Genomic DNA, 15,183 nt, shown 5'->3' with positions numbered 1-15,183 from the left:
GACATGACGCCCGATATTGGCCTTATACCTGTGTCGCGAGCAGATAGGTCTGGCGCAATGCGTCAATCGGCTTGAGCACCCCTTCCGCCTCATAATGCCAGAAGGTCCAGCCATTGCACGCCGGCGCATTCTGCAAAATCGCGCCGAGCTTGTGGATCGAGCCGATCGCGCCGCAATCGCTCGCCAGGCTGCCGTCGGCGCGCACCGACGCGCGGAAGCGACGCTTGGCGTCGGTGACGATGCTGCCCGCCGGGAGCATCGCATTCTCGACGAGCACCCCGAACGCCACCTTGGCCTGCTGGCGCGGCGACTGCATCGTCGCCAATGCGGATTCGTCGAGCGGCAGCGCATCGGTGATGCGCTCGATCGCCGCCGCGCAATAGCCCGGCTCGCGCTCGATCCCGATCCAGCGGCGCCCAAGGCGCTTCGCCACCGCGCCGGTGGTGCCGGTGCCGAAGAACGGATCGAGCACCACATCGCCCGGCTTGGTGCAGGCGAGCAGCAGGCGATAGAGCAACGCCTCCGGCTTCTGCGTCGGATGGACCTTCTGCCCGTCCTTCTTCAGCCGCTCACCGCCGCCGCAGATCGGGAATTCCCAATCCGACCGCATCTGAAGCTCATCGTTGAGCGTCTTCATGCTGCGATAGTTGAAGGTATATTTCGCCTTCTCGCCCTTTGATGCCCAGATCAAAGTCTCATGCGCATTGGTGAAGCGCGTGCCGCGGAAATTCGGCATCGGATTGGCCTTGCGCCAAATGATGTCGTTGAGGATCCAATAGCCCAGATCCTGCACCGCCGTACCGACGCGGAAGATGTTGTGATAGCTGCCGATCACCCAGATCGTGCCGTTGTCCTTCAGGATGCGGTGCGCCTCCGCCAGCCACGCGCGGGTGAACGCGTCATAGGCGGCGAAAGTATCGAACTTGTCCCATTCGTCGGTCACCGCATCGACATGGCTGCCGTCGGGCCGGAACAGCTCGCCACCGAGCTGAAGATTGTAGGGCGGATCGGCAAAGATCATGTCCACCGACTTTGCCGGCAGCGCCTTCATCGTCGCGATGCAATCCCCCATGAGGATCTGGTCGAGCGGCAGAACCGCTTCCTCGGCGCGCTCACGCTTCGCCGCAACCTTCTCGATAACCCCCATGCGTACCCCCTTAGTGAAACGCCAAAAGCGCGAAGGAGATGGAATCCGTCAAGCGTTCAATGGTTAACGCAATTCGTTTCCGATTCGTTAACGCTTCGGAACATTTCGAGACCACGGGCAGATGTAGAGTCTCGCCCGACTCGCTTGACTCAACATCTCGCGGTGTGACGCGAAAGACTCAATGCGGCACGGGACGACGAAAAATTATCGAATTGCCGCCGAATGACTCCGCGGATGAGGATCCGACGACCGTTGCGTGATTCGGCGGCCATCCCGAATCAATGCCGCCAGTGAGTGATTCACGTTTTCCGGCGCGGCGAGGGGCCGCGCAAAACTAAAACGCCAGCGCCGCCTGCGCGACGGGGGCGAAGCTGCGCCGGTGGAGTGGCGTCGGGCCGTGTTCGCGCAAAGCGCTCAGATGCGCCGCACTGCCATAGCCCTTGTTCGAGGCCCAACCATAGTGCGGCCAGGTTTCGTGATGCCGGATCATGATCGCGTCACGGGTGTGCTTGGCGATGATCGAGGCCGCACCGATCGACAGCGACAGCGCATCCCCGCCGACCAATGCGGTGGCGGCATAATCCCAGCGCGGCAGGCGATTGCCGTCGACCAGCACGTGGCCGGGCGCATGGCCGAGCTGCGCGGCCACTTCGTCCACCGCGAGCGTCATCGCCTTCATCGTCGCCCACAAGATGTTGAGCGTATCGATCTCCGCCGCTTCGACCACGCCCACGCCGACGATCGCGCAATCGCTGATCCGCGCGAACAGCGCCGCGCGAGCGGTGGCGGAAAGTTTCTTCGAATCATCGATCCCGCGCGGCACACCCTTCGCCGGGAGGATGACGGCCGCCGCGACCACCGGCCCGGCGAGCGGCCCGCGCCCCGCCTCGTCCACCCCCGCGACCGGGGGCAGGCACAGGCGCTCATGCTTCAATCCGGGCATGTCAGGCGCCACGGCGGAAAACGGCGGTTCTCGCCGGCGGCATAGAGGCACAGCGCATTGCCGGCGGGATCGGAAAGCCTCGCCTCGCGCCAGCCCCATGACTGGTCGATCGGCTCGTCCACCGCGATGCCGTGCACACGGGCTGCCGCAATGGCCGCATCAAGATCCGCGATCTCAAGGAAAACGATAGGGCGGCGATCAATCTCGTCCGCCGCTTCGATTGACAAGGTCGTCCCCCCCGCACTCTCGAACCTGGCATAACGGCCATCGCTATCGACGATCGGCGTCAGCCCGAGCGCCCGATAGAAGGCGAAGCTAGCGGCATGATCGGTGGCCGGCAGCGTGATCTGGTTAAGCGTTGCGCCCCCAAGATCGGTATCGAGCCGCACCCGCTGGTGCCCCATCGGCCCGTGCCCCGCGCCAAACCCCGGCGCTTCCAGCAGCGCGATACGGACGAACAGCCGCGCGCGCGCGATCGCGGCGGGGAGCGTCATGCGCCGCCCCAGCCCCTCCGCGATCGCGCTGGCGAGCGTGCATCCGGTGCCATGGCTATGCCGGGTATCGATGCGCGGCGCGGACCAGCACGCGATCTCGCCGTCGCGACCGACCAGCCGATCGACGATCGTGTCACCCTCGGCATGGCCGCCTTTCACCAGCACGGACGCGCCGGTCTCCCGCGCATAATCGAGCGCCGCCGCCGCCGCTTTATCGGGTGACGAGACATCGCCTCCGGTCAGCGCCGCCAGTTCCGGCAGGTTGGGCGTAATCACCGTTGCGAGCCGCGAAAGCCGCGCCATCCCCGCGATCGTCCGCTCGTCGGCGAGCACCGAGCCACTCGTCGCCACCATCACGGGATCGAACACAATCGGCACGCCATAGCGCCCCGACGCCAATTCATCGGCGACCGCGTTTACCGTCTCGCTGCCGCCGATCATTCCGATCTTCACGGCGTCCACGCCGATATCCCCGGCAACGCACGCCATCTGTTGCACAACGAACGCCGGTGGCACCGCATGGACCGCCGCCACCCCAAGCGTATTTTGCGCGGTGAGCGCGGTGAGCGCGGTCATCGGATGGCCACCGAGCATCGTCACGGCGCGGATATCCGCCTGAATGCCGGCACCGCCGCCCGAATCGGAACCGGCGACGATCAGAACGCGCGGCGTCATCGTCCGTTCAACCCTTGAAATAGCGCTTGGTCGAGGCCGGGTACTTCTTCAGCGCCTCATCAACCCGCGCCGGGCGATCGAGCAGCTCGCCGCCGCAATTCGGGCAATGTTCGTCGAGCCGGTCCGCGCAGTCCGCGCAGAAGGTGCATTCGAACGAGCAGATGAAGGCGCCGCCCTCATCCGCCGGCAAATCGACGCCGCAGCGTTCGCAATCGGGGCGCATCTCTAGCATGAAGGCGTCATAGTGCCGGATAGACGTGGGTGGAAGCGGCGCCACGCCGGTCAGGAAAAAGGGGAGATGGGGATGCGGTGGGTCACAATCGGGCTGGCGACGGTCGCGGCCGGGGCGCTGGCCTGCGCGGCGCAGGCCGAGACGAGCTATGTCCACGCCGGGAGGCTGATCGACACCGAGCACGGCAAGGTGCTGGAGGATCAGCGGATCGATATTACGGACGGACGCGTCGTGGCGGTCGGGCGCTGGTCGCCGCCGCCGGCCGGGGCGACGGTAATCGACTGGTCGACGCTGACCGTTCTCCCGGGGCTGATCGATTGCCACACCCATGTTGCCGACGGCTATGCCGACAGCAGCGACCCGGCGGAGGCGCTGCACCATTCCGCCGCCGCGACGATCCTGAAAGGCGCGCGCCGCGCGCGCGAAACGCTGGAGGCCGGGTTCACCACGATCCGCGATGTCGGCACCTTTCGCGGCCTGTCCGACGTCGCGCTGCGCGATGCGATCGACGCGGGGGACGTGATCGGCCCGCGCATGGTCGTGGCCGGCGCCTATATCACCATCCCCAATGGCGGCGGCGCGGTGACGGGCGCATCGCCCGACGTGGACGTGCCGGCGGACATGCGGCTCGGCTATGTCCGCTCCGCCGATGATGCGCGCAACGCGACCGATCTGCTGCTCGGGCGCGGTGCCGATTTTATCAAGATGATCGCGACCGGCGCGGTGCTTGCGGTCGGCTCGACCCCGGGCGCGCTCGAACTGACGCCGGAAGAAATGAAGGCCGCCTGCGACGCGGCGAAACGGCGCGGCAGCTATTGCATCGCGCACGCCCATGGCGCGGAGGGCGTGAAAGCCGCGATCCGCGCCGGCGCGCGCTCGATAGAACACGCCAGCCTGATCGATGACGAAGGCCTGAAGCTGGCGCGCGATGCCGGCGTATGGCTCGATATGGATATCTTCGACGGCGACTGGATCGACGCGGAGGGCACGAAGAACGGGTGGCCGGCGGAATATCTGCGCAAGAATCGCGAGACGACCGAAGCCCAGCGTCAGGGCTTCGCCAAGGCGGTGAAGCTCGGGGTGAAATTGTCGTTCGGCACCGATGCGGGCGTCTATCCCCATGGCCTGAATGCGCGGCAATTCGCCTATATGGTGCGCTATGGCATGACGCCGATGCAGGCGATCCAGTCCGCGACGATCGTGTCGGCGGCGCTGCTCGGCAAGAGCGCGGACGTGGGGGCGCTATCGCCGGGTCATTATGCGGACATGGTGGCGGTGGCGGGCGATCCGCTCGCCGACGTGCGCGCGCTGGAGAAAGTGGCGCACGTTATGAAGGGAGGCGCCACGATTAGGTAATGTGGCAGGCTCGTACAAAAGCTGATGCGTGGTCGAGCGGGCGGGCTCTCACCCTTTACCGGCTCGATCGAGCCGACGTGCGCCACAGCCAGCCGGCGGAAATCGCCGCGCCAAGCATCGCGATCGCCATATCCTTCTGGGCATCCCACGGATCGCCTTGCTGGCCGTTATAGTCATTGGCCAGATCGGGGGCGACAACGATGGTCAGCAGCCATTCGAACACCTCATATGCGGCGCTGACCGCCCCGACGAACAGGAATGCCATCCAGATCGCGGCTTTCTTGCCGAGGCCGGCGTAGCGGCACATCGCCTCGGCAAACGGCTTCATCCAGAGCATCCCGAAGCTCAAATGGACCAGCCGGTCGAAATCGTTGCGCGTCCCCCCGAAGAAGCTGGATATGTCGTGGCCGACCAGCGACCTCGCCCAATCGTCATAGGGCACGTTTGAGTAGGTGTAGCGCCCGGCCAGCGTGTGCAGCAGGAAAAACGCCGTCAGCAACAGCACCGATCCGTTCGACAGCGGGAAACGCGTCAGCAGAAACGGCGAGAACAAGATGAGCGCTACTGTCGGTACATGCTGCAGCGGCGCAATCTCCGGGAACGGCTGGGCGACATTCGCCAGCCCGACCGCGATCGCGAGGATCAGGATCATCCAGCGCTGCGCGGCGGGCACATGCCCGATCATGCGGAAACGAGCCCCTCGGCGCGCAGTCAAACCGCCGCCTTCACCGCCGCGCACACGCGATCCACCACCGCCTCGACGTGCGCGCGATCGTCGCCTTCGGCCATCACGCGGATCACCGGCTCGGTGCCCGACGCGCGGATCACGAGACGTCCGCGACCATCAAGCTCCGCCTCCGCCGCCGCGATCGCCTGTTTCACCGAGGCTGCGTCCAGCGGCTTTGCCCCACGTTCGAAGCGCACGTTCTTGAGCAATTGCGGCAGCGGATCGAAGCGATGGAGCACCTCGCTCGCCGGCGCACCGGCGCGGCGCACCTCGGCGAGGATCTGCAACGCGGCCACCAGCCCGTCGCCTGTCGTGCCGTAGTCAGACAGGATGATGTGCCCGGATTGCTCGCCGCCGACATTATAGCCGCGCGCGCGCATCGCCTCGAGCACGTAACGATCGCCGACCCCGGTGCGCACCAACCCCAGCCCCTGCGCGGCGAGATGGCGTTCCAGCCCGAGGTTCGACATGATCGTCGCGACCAGCCCGCCCCCCGCGAGTTGCCCGCGCCGCGCGTAGGCGGTGGCGATGATCGCCATCAGTTGATCGCCATCGACCACGGCGCCCGTCTCGTCGACCACGATCAGCCGGTCGGCATCGCCATCGAGCGCGATGCCGATCGCCGCGCCGCTCGCCACGACGGTTTCGGACAGTGTCTGCGGCGCTGTCGAGCCGACGCCATCATTGATGTTGCGGCCGTTGGGGGCGACCCCGATCGCGACGACCTCCGCGCCTAACTCCCACAATGCAGCGGGGGCGACCTGATAGGCGGCGCCATTGGCACAATCGATGACCACCTTCATCCCGTCGAGCCGGAGATCGTCGGGGAAGGTGGATTTGGCGAAGTGGATATAGCGCCCCTGCGCGTCGTCGATCCGCCGCGCGCGGCCGATCTGCGCGGCCGGCGCGAGCGAGACCGCGCCGCTATCCACGCCGTCGATCAGCGCCTCGATCTCCATTTCGGCTTCGTCGGACAGCTTGTAACCATCCGGGCCGAACAATTTGATGCCATTGTCCGCGAAAGGATTGTGGCTGGCGGAGATCATCACCCCCAGATCGGCGCGCATCGACTGGGTGAGCATGGCCACCGCCGGGGTGGGCATCGGCCCGGTCATCACCACATCCATGCCGACGCTGGTGAACCCGGCGACCAGCGCGGATTCAAGCATATAGCCGGATAAACGCGTATCCTTGCCGATCAGCACGCGATGGCGATGATCGCCGCGCTGGAAATAGGTGCCGGCCGCCATGCCGACCTTCATCGCCATCGCCGCCGTCATCGGCGACATATTGGTGAGGCCGCGAATTCCATCGGTGCCGAAATATTTTCTTGCCATCGCCTGCGTCCGCTTCCTCTATCCGCGCGCTGCAATCGGCTGATAGCGTCGCGCAATCGAAAGGGCGAGCCAAAGGAACCGCATGTCGCCATCCACACGTATCCTGCTGGCGCTGATCGCCGGTATCATAAGCGGTATCACCATCGCCGGCCTCGCGCCGCAAGCGGTCGATCCGGTGGCGTCTGTCGCCGGGCCAATCGGGCATGCGTGGCTCAATGGGCTGCAAATGACGATCGTGCCTCTGGTTTTCTCGCTGCTCGTCACCGGGATCGCCGCCACTGCGGAGGCGGCGCAGGCCGGGCGGCTCGCGGGTCGCGCGGTCGGGCTTTACCTGATCATCATGGCGCTGTCGGCGGTCGCGGCCGCGTTCCTGACGCCGTTGTTCCTCAATCTCGTGCCGCTGCCGGTCGAATCCGCCGCAGCGCTGCGCCGTGCGCTGGCGGGCGCCGAGACGGTGCCGCCCGTGCCCCCGGTCGGCGATTTTCTTGCCGGCATCATCCCGGCCAACGCGCTGAAGGCATCCGCAGACAGCAATTTTCTGTCGATGATCGTCTTCGCCCTGATCTTCGCGTTTGCGCTGATGCGGATCGACGCGAAGTTGCGCGATCTGCTCACGCGCTTCTTCTCCGCGATCCGCGATACGATGCTGGTGGTGATCGGCTGGGTGCTGTGGATCGGCCCGCTCGGCGTGTTCGCGCTGGCGCTGGTGGTCGGAGCAAAGGCGGGGAGCGGGGCATTCCATGCTCTGGTCCATTATATCCTCACCGTCTCGTCGGTGGGGCTTGTGGTGTCGCTGCTTGCCTATCCGCTCGCGGTTATCGGCGGGCGGGTCGGCCTTGCCCATTATATCCGCGCCGGATTGTCGACGCAGGCGGTGGCGATCTCGACGCAATCCTCGCTAGCCTCGCTGCCGGCGATGCTGGCGAGTTCGCGCGCGATGGGCGTGCCGGTGGCGACCGCCGGCGTCACGCTGCCGCTTGCCGTCGCGATCCTGCGTGCGACCGGGCCGGCGATGAACTTCGCGGTGGCGATCTATGTCGCGACCTGGTTCGGCGTGCCGCTCCATCCAGCCACGCTCGCGGCCGGCACGTTGGTGGCGATGCTCACGTCGCTCGGATCGGTCAGCCTGCCCGGAACGGTAAGCTTTGTCGGCGCGATTTCCCCGGTCTGCGCGACGCTTGGCGCGCCGGTCGCGCCGCTCGGGCTGCTCGTCGCGGTGGAGACGATCCCCGATATCATGCGCACGCTTGGCAACGTGATGTGGGATCTCGCCACCACCGTCACGCTGGCGCGCGGCCAGCGCGTGATCGAGGATGAGGCCGACACGATCGTTGAGCAGATGTAAGTCTATCGGCGTTATTGACAGCGTTGTGAGCAACGCTTATTGACATGCCTGTCAGTAAGGAGCGATTCGATGGCCGCCACCCTTCCTCCCCTGCCCGGCACGACGGGGCGTCGCGATTGGCGCACTGCGTTCAACGCGATCCGCAAGTTGCTCGCGAACGGCGACGATACGGTTCAGGTGTTCCGCATCATGCGCTCGCTAAACGTCGGGGCGACCGAAACCGGTTATGCGCGGCTCATCGCCACGGAACAGGGCGGCCGGATCGCTTATGATCAGGTCGAGCTGGCGCAGGTTTTCTCGCAACCGGGTTTCGCCAGTCAGTTCGCGCCGGGCACCATCGGCGCAGCCTATCGCGATTTCCTCGAAAGCACCGGCTATTCGGCCGATGGCCTCGCCGATGTGAGCCGCGAGGGGCTGAACAACGAAGACATGCCCCACCCTTATGCGTGGTTTGGCCGGCGCGTGCGCGACACGCATGACATCTGGCACGTCCTGACCGGCTATAAGGCCGATGAGAGTCTGGGCGAAGCCGCGCTCGTCGCGTTCAGCTATGCACAGGTCGGCGGGCTCGGCTGGGCGTTCATCGGCGCCGCCGCCTCGCTCAAGAGCCTGCGCGTGACCAAGGGCACGCTGTTCTCCAAGGCGGTGTGGGAAGGCTATCGCAACGGCCGCGCCGCGAAATGGATTTCGGGCGAGGATTATATGACCCTGCTGCACGAGCCGATCGATGCCGCGCGCGAGCGGCTGGGGATTCGTGTGCCAACCGCCTATCTGAAAGCGCAACGCGAGTTGGGGCCGGAAATGGCCTCCTATCTCAGCGACCGGCGCGAAAAGACCGCCACTGTCGAGGCAGAGCCGCAACGCCTAGCCGCCTGATCGACACCTGACTCCCGCTCCCTCGGGAGAGAGGATGGAGGGGGGCTACGGTGCGCCAATAGTTGCGTGGCGCACCGCCCTCCATCAAAAATAACCCCCGCCTCGCGGGCAATCCGCATGGTGTCGCCAGCGCCGCCTTGAGCCCCTATGGCAGGTGCGATGCTCGACCGGCTGGTTCTCACCGACTTCCGCAATCATGACGCGCTGACGCTCGCGCCGGCGCGCGGTTTCGTCGTGCTGACCGGGCCGAACGGCGCGGGCAAAACCAATGTGCTGGAGGCGGTATCGCTGCTCGCCCCCGGCCGGGGGCTCCGCCGCGCCGCGCTGGGCGAGATCGCGCGAACCGGCGGCGCGGGCGGCTTTGGTGTCGCCGCGACGCTGGCCGACACGACCGAAATCGCCACCGGCACGCTCCCCGCCGCGCCCGAACGTCGCGTCGTGCGCATCAACGGCGCGGCCGCCACCGCAAATGCGCTTGCCGAGCGGCTCTCGATCTTGTGGCTCACACCGGCGATGGATCGGCTGTTCGCGGAGCCCGCATCGGGGCGCCGCCAGTTTCTCGATCGGCTTGCGCTGGCGCTGTTCCCCGGTCACGCCACCCATGCCGCGCGTTATGACGCCGCGATGCGCAGTCGCAATCGGTTACTGGCCGAGGAACGCCCCGACGCCGATTGGCTCGCCGCGCTGGAACGGCGGATGGCGGAGCATGGCGCGGCGATCGACGCGGTGCGACGCGAGACCGTCGCTGCACTCGCCGAACGACTGACGGAGCAACCCGCCGGCGACTTCCCCCGCGCGGCGCTGGCGCTGGACGGGTGGAGCGGCGATGCGGCCACGCTCGCCGAGCAACTCCGCTCCGGCCGCGCCCGCGATATTGCTGCCGGCCGCACATTGGTGGGGCCGCATCGCGTCGACCTGCTGGTGCGGCATCTGGAAAAGGACCGCGCGGCCGCGCTCGCCTCCACCGGCGAGCAAAAGGCGTTGATGCTCGGCATCGTCCTCGCCCATGCCGAGCTGGTCGCGGCGCGCACCGGGGCCCCGCCGATATTGCTCCTCGACGAAGTGGCGGCGCATCTCGATCCAACGCGCCGCGCCGCGCTGTTCGCCCGGTTGTCAGGGCGCGGGCAGGTTTGGGTGACCGGGACGGAGCCGGCACTGTTTGCGGACATCGACGCGCATGCATTCCGGGTCACGCTCGGCTGACGCCTTCGCCGTTCACGCGTGCGGATAAGTTCGCACATCAAGGGGTTTACCCGCGCGATCACGCCGCTACGCTGCGCGCATGGAGCAGGAACGAGTAGCCGACGCGGAACACCGCGGCGAGTGGCGTGGCGGTTGGCGGATTGTCGCCGCGGCGATGATCGGCATCGGCTTCGGCCCGGGTCTGGTGCAAAATCTGTCGAGCTTGTTCGTTCCCGGCCTGAGCGCCACCTTCGGCTGGACACGCGGCGATATGGCGACAGCCGCCGGGATCGGGCTGATCGGTGCGCTGTTCGTGCCGCTCATCGGGCGGCTCGCCGATCGGTTCGGCGCGCGGCCGGTGATCGTGGCAGGCACGTTGCTGCTGGCGGGGGCGCTTGCCGCCTTCACCGTGACGAGCGGCGCGATATGGACCTATCAATTGCTAATCTTCTGCTCGGCGCTGAGCGTCGGCGGAACGAGCGCGGTGGTCTATGGCCGGATCATCGCGCCGCGTTTCGTGCGCCATCGCGGCATCGCGCTGGGCATCGCGACATCCGGGCTGTCGTTGTCGACGCTGCTGCTCTCGCCGGTGATCGCCGGGATCATCGCCGATCACGGCTGGCGCGCGGGCTTTTTGACGCTGGCGGGGCTGGCGGCGCTGATCGGCTTGCCGCTGGTTCTGTTGCTAATGAGCGGCGCAGTGGTCGCGCCGGTGCATCATGCCGGTGTGACCGAGGATCTGGCGCCCGAGACGTTTCTCGCCGGCATGAGCGGGCGTGAGGCGCGGCGCGATTCGCGCTTCTGGCGGCTGGGTGCCGCGGCGGCGCTGATCAATATCGCCAGCGTCGGGCTGGTTACCCAGTTGGTGCCGTTCGGCATCGATCGCGGGCTCAGCCTGGAGCATGCGGCGCTGCTCGTCACCAGCTTCGCCGCCGCGCAGATCGTCGGGCGACTGGCGATGGGGTTGCTGGTCGATCGCTTTCCCGCACAACGCACGGCGGCCGCGTTTGCGGGTGTTTCCGCCATGGCGTTCGCGGCACTGTTGATGCCGCTGCCCGGCGCGGTCGCGATGATCGCCGTCGTGTTTTTCGCGCTGCTGATGCACGGGGCGGAAAATGATCTTCTGCCCTATCTCACCGCGCGTCTATTCGGCCTTCGCGCTTATGGTGAGACCTATGGCGCGCTGCTGACGCTCGCGCTGTTCGGCACGGCGGCCGGCGTCATGATGTTCGGCCGGATTCACGATTCGACCGGCGATTACGCGATCTCGCTGGCAATCGCAGCCGGCGCGCTGGCACTGGCGGCATTGCTGTTCCTGACGCTTGGCGATCGTCGCGCACCCTCGGCCGCGCGGCGCGACCAGACCGGATACGACAACGCCGCCGCCGGTGTTGCACCGACGACGGCGTCATAGACTCGCCTATTTCTGGATCGGATCAGGCGAGTGCAGCACGCGCCGTGTTGCGGCGGCGCATCGCCCCGCCCACCGCGCCGAAGCCGAGGATCATCAGACCCCAGGTCGCAGGCTCCGGCACACCGGCGAAGGTCAACGCGACATTGTCGAGCGCCGCGCCGTAAGGCCCCGCATCCTGCGACGCGAAGGACAGGGTCGTCGACGTGCCCGTCGCGACGAAATTATAGGTATAATTCGCCCAGCCCATGTTCGACTTGTCGAACCCGGCGGAATCGAACGTGTAGAGGCTGGAAGAATTGTCGTTTGCGCCAACCAGCACCGACTTGGTGGTCGGATCGCCATCGGGGTTGCCCGCCAGCCAGAAGCTGACGCTGTACTTGCCGCCGGCGACGGTATCGAACGTCTGCTCGATCCCACCCTGCGAGTTGCCGTTCAGATCGATGCTGCGCTCGCCGTTCTGCGCCGCCCAATAGCTGCCGATATAATCGACGCTTCCGCCGGTCACCGTCCAGCCCGTGATAGAGGTCGAATCGCCACCGTTGACGGTAGTGTAGCTACCTGCCGGCACACCACTTTCGAAGCTGCCGTTGATGAACGCAGCGGCGTTGGCAGTAGCCGGAAGCAGCGCGGCGACCGCGGCCGCGACAAGAAGGTTACGCATGATCACATACCCCTTTGATCTTCAGGTCGCGCCACCCGATCCACATAATCGGCCATGCGGCGACAATCGGGAGGTCAAATAGGGCACCCGGATCAGAAGGTAAACTAGCAATTAACGCTGCCAAGTACCCGGATCGACGCGAAAATCGCGCAACTTGTCTCAACCCGACACAGTGCCTGCGATATATCGTACGCTGCTGTCAGCTGGCCGCATAACCGCGGAATGCCGGCACCGGCCGCGCCGAGCCATTTTGCTTCCGTTGCACCGTCGCCATGCCTATATGATCGGCATGGCAGATCCTCAGAATTCGGAATACGGTGCTTCTTCGATCAAGGTGCTGAAGGGCCTGGACGCGGTACGCAAGCGCCCCGGCATGTATATCGGCGATACCGACGACGGATCGGGCCTGCACCATATGGTGTTCGAGGTTTCCGACAATGCGATCGACGAGGCGCTGGCCGGGTCATTGCGATCGGGTCGATATCCGCTCAACGCGGATGGCTCCGTCTCGGTCACCGATAACGGCCGCGGCATTCCGACGGGCATCCACCCGGAGGAAGGCGTCTCGGCGGCGGAGGTCATCATGACCCAGCTCCACGCCGGGCGGTAAGTTCGAGAATACGTCGGACGACAATGCCTATAAGGTGTCAGGCGGCCTGCATGGCGTCGGCGTCAGCGTGGTCAACGCGCTTGTCCGAATGGCTTGATCTCACCATCTGGCGTGACGGCGAGGAGCATTACATGCGCTTCGCCCACGGCGATGCCGTGGCCCCGCTCAAGGTGGTCGGCCCAAGGCCGAGGGGAAGAAGAGGGACGCGCGTCACCTTCCTGCCCTCGCCCGCGACGTTCAAGATCGTACCGAATTCGATTTCGACAAGCTGGAGCATCGCTATCGCGAACTGGCGTTCCTCAACTCTGGCGTGCGGCTGTTCCTGACCGACGCGCGGCACGAAGAGACCAAGACAGTCGAACTTTATTACGAGGGCGGAATCGCCGCGTTCGTGAAATGGCTCGATCGCGCCAAGCAACCGCTGATCCCCGAACCGATCGCGATCACCGGCGATCGTGACGATGTCGGGATCGAGGTCGCGCTCGAGTGGAACGACAGTTATTACGAAAATGTCCTGTGCTTCACCAATAACATTCCGCAACGCGACGGCGGCACCCATCTCGCCGCGTTCCGCTCCGCGCTGACCCGCACGCTTAACGCCTATGCCGACAAATCCGGCATCCTGAAGAAGGAGAAGGTGAGCCTGCAGGGCGACGATATGCGCGAGGGGCTGACCGCGATTGTTTCGGTCAAGCTGCCTGATCCCAAGTTTTCGTCGCAGACCAAGGACAAGCTCGTCAGTTCCGAGGTGCGCCAGCCGCTCGAAAGCCTGATGGCGGACAAGATGGCGGAATGGCTGGAGGAAAATCCGGCGCATGCCCGCACGATCATCCAGAAGATCATCGACGCCGCGGCGGCGCGCGAAGCCGCGCGCAAGGCGCGTGAGGCCAGCCGCAAATCGGTGATGGGCATCGCCAGCCTGCCGGGCAAGCTCGCGGACTGTCAGGAAAAAGATCCGGCCAAGTCCGAGCTGTTCATCGTCGAGGGCGATTCGGCCGGTGGCTCCGCCAAACAGGGACGCGATCGGCACTTTCAGGCGATCCTGCCCTTGCGCGGCAAGATCCTGAACGTCGAGCGCGCACGGTTCGACCGGATGCTCGGCAGCCGCGAAATCGGCACGCTGATCCAGGCGATGGGCACCAGCATCGGCCGCGACGAGTTCAACGCCGACAAATTGCGCTACCACAAGATCGTCATCATGACCGACGCAGACGTGGACGGCGCGCATATCCGCACCCTCCTGCTCACCTTCTTCTATCGGCAGATGCCGGAGCTGATCGAGCGCGGGCACCTCTATATCGCCCAGCCGCCACTGTATAAGGCGACGCGCGGCCGATCCGAGGTTTACCTCAAGGACGAAAAGGCGCTCGACGATTATCTCGTCGACGCCGGCGTTTCGGCACTGGTGCTGGAGACGGTGGGCGGCTCGCGATCGGGGCAGGATCTTGCCGCGCTCGTCGATCACGCACGGCGGATGCGCACGTTGATGCGCTATGCCCCGCGCCGCTACGATCCGGTAATCATCGAGGCGCTGGCGCTCGGCGGCGCGCTCAATCCCGATATCGATCGCGCGCGGCGCGAGGTAGCCGTCGCGGAAGTGACGCGGCGACTTGACGCCGGCGATCGCGAAGCGCGCTGGACCGCGCGACTGACCGACGAGGGCAGCATCCATTTCGAGCGGCTGTGGCGCGGCGTGACCGACCACCACATCATCGAGGCGGCCTTCCTCGGCTCGGCGGAGGCGCGCAAGCTCCACACGCTCGCTGCCGAACAGGCGGAAACCTTCGCCGCCGCTGGCAAGCTCGTGCCGCTCAAGGGCGCTACGCCGACCGAAGAGATCGCGGATGACGAGGATGAGGGCGATCAGGCCGCAACGATCGGCAAGGGCGAAAGCCTTGTCGCGCGGCCCTCGCAATTGCTCGACGCGATTCTGGCGGCCGGCCGCAAGGGCCTGTCGATCCAGCGGTACAAGGGGCTGGGCGAGATGAACCCCGAGCAATTGTGGGAAACCACGCTTGATCCGTCGAATCGTTCGATGCTCAAGGTGGCGATCGACCAGGCCGACGTGGCCGACGAGATCTTCACCCGCTTGATGGGCGACGTGGTGGAGCCACGCCGCGAGTTCATTCAGGAGAATGCGCTCTCGGTCGCCAACCTCGACGTGTGAGGGCTGGCGTCAGGCCG

The 15,183-nt window shown here is 65.9% G+C and carries 12 protein-coding genes and 1 pseudogene; 6 read left to right on the top strand and 7 right to left on the bottom strand.

Features of this window, described 5'->3' with window-relative positions:
• Nucleotides 1-22 precede the first annotated feature (22 nt).
• The 4 genes from P0Y64_08065 to P0Y64_08050 form a co-directional block, all read right to left on the bottom strand.
• On the bottom strand, nucleotides 23-1,147 hold the full coding sequence (locus tag P0Y64_08065) for a site-specific DNA-methyltransferase (protein ID WEK44727.1): 1,125 nt from the start codon (nucleotides 1,145-1,147) through the stop codon (nucleotides 23-25).
• Between the two features lie 334 nt (nucleotides 1,148-1,481).
• Complete coding sequence (locus P0Y64_08060) at nucleotides 1,482-2,090, bottom strand: ribonuclease HII (protein WEK44726.1); 609 nt, start codon at nucleotides 2,088-2,090, stop codon at nucleotides 1,482-1,484.
• Complete coding sequence (thiD, locus tag P0Y64_08055) at nucleotides 2,078-3,259, bottom strand: bifunctional hydroxymethylpyrimidine kinase/phosphomethylpyrimidine kinase (protein ID WEK44725.1); 1,182 nt, start codon at nucleotides 3,257-3,259, stop codon at nucleotides 2,078-2,080. The genes P0Y64_08060 and thiD overlap by 13 nt, the downstream gene beginning before the upstream one ends.
• 7 nt (nucleotides 3,260-3,266) lie before the next feature.
• On the bottom strand, nucleotides 3,267-3,491 hold the full coding sequence (locus P0Y64_08050; protein WEK44724.1) for a DUF1272 domain-containing protein: 225 nt from the start codon (nucleotides 3,489-3,491) through the stop codon (nucleotides 3,267-3,269).
• Between the two features lie 66 nt (nucleotides 3,492-3,557).
• Here P0Y64_08050 and P0Y64_08045 point away from each other — a divergent pair, with 66 nt between their 5' ends.
• Nucleotides 3,558-4,847: an amidohydrolase family protein gene (locus tag P0Y64_08045; protein ID WEK45010.1), complete on the top strand. Its 1,290-nt coding sequence runs from the start codon at nucleotides 3,558-3,560 to the stop codon at nucleotides 4,845-4,847.
• Nucleotides 4,848-4,902: 55 nt separating this feature from the next.
• Here the strand turns inward: P0Y64_08045 and P0Y64_08040 are convergent, their stop codons facing one another.
• Both P0Y64_08040 and glmM read right to left on the bottom strand, forming a co-directional pair.
• Nucleotides 4,903-5,532, bottom strand: a complete 630-nt coding sequence (locus tag P0Y64_08040) for a DUF2238 domain-containing protein (GenBank protein ID WEK44723.1) — start codon at nucleotides 5,530-5,532, stop codon at nucleotides 4,903-4,905.
• Between the two features lie 26 nt (nucleotides 5,533-5,558).
• The gene (gene glmM / locus P0Y64_08035; protein WEK44722.1) at nucleotides 5,559-6,911 is read right to left on the bottom strand and encodes a phosphoglucosamine mutase; all 1,353 of its coding nucleotides are present in this window, start codon (nucleotides 6,909-6,911) and stop codon (nucleotides 5,559-5,561) included.
• 82 nt (nucleotides 6,912-6,993) lie between these two features.
• Here glmM and P0Y64_08030 point away from each other — a divergent pair, with 82 nt between their 5' ends.
• The 4 genes from P0Y64_08030 to P0Y64_08015 all read left to right on the top strand — a co-directional run bounded on the left by P0Y64_08030 (nucleotide 6,994) and on the right by P0Y64_08015 (nucleotide 11,728).
• On the top strand, nucleotides 6,994-8,256 hold the full coding sequence (locus tag P0Y64_08030) for a cation:dicarboxylase symporter family transporter (GenBank protein ID WEK44721.1): 1,263 nt from the start codon (nucleotides 6,994-6,996) through the stop codon (nucleotides 8,254-8,256).
• A gap of 69 nt (nucleotides 8,257-8,325) precedes the next feature.
• Nucleotides 8,326-9,132 (top strand): Coq4 family protein, encoded by an 807-nt coding sequence (locus P0Y64_08025; GenBank protein ID WEK44720.1) that lies wholly within the window; start codon nucleotides 8,326-8,328, stop codon nucleotides 9,130-9,132.
• Between the two features lie 159 nt (nucleotides 9,133-9,291).
• A complete protein-coding gene (gene recF / locus P0Y64_08020; protein WEK44719.1) occupies nucleotides 9,292-10,335 on the top strand; it encodes a DNA replication/repair protein RecF in 1,044 nt (347 codons plus the stop codon).
• Between the two features lie 79 nt (nucleotides 10,336-10,414).
• The gene (locus P0Y64_08015; GenBank protein WEK44718.1) at nucleotides 10,415-11,728 is read left to right on the top strand and encodes an MFS transporter; all 1,314 of its coding nucleotides are present in this window, start codon (nucleotides 10,415-10,417) and stop codon (nucleotides 11,726-11,728) included.
• Nucleotides 11,729-11,750: 22 nt separating this feature from the next.
• On the opposite strand, the gene P0Y64_08010 is transcribed toward P0Y64_08015, so the two are convergent.
• Entirely contained in the window at nucleotides 11,751-12,389 is a 639-nt protein-coding gene (locus P0Y64_08010; GenBank protein WEK44717.1) for a choice-of-anchor C family protein, read from the bottom strand.
• 289 nt (nucleotides 12,390-12,678) lie between these two features.
• Between P0Y64_08010 and gyrB the strand changes: the two are divergent.
• Nucleotides 12,679-15,166, top strand: a pseudogene (gene gyrB, locus P0Y64_08005) (DNA topoisomerase (ATP-hydrolyzing) subunit B).
• Nucleotides 15,167-15,183: the final 17 nt, after the last annotated feature.

The sequence above is a fragment of the Candidatus Sphingomonas colombiensis genome (assembly GCA_029202845.1).
Lineage (GTDB): Bacteria > Pseudomonadota > Alphaproteobacteria > Sphingomonadales > Sphingomonadaceae > Sphingomonas > Sphingomonas colombiensis.
The sequence above is the reverse complement of the archived record's forward strand: the minus strand, read 5'-3'. Positions and strand labels throughout refer to the sequence as shown.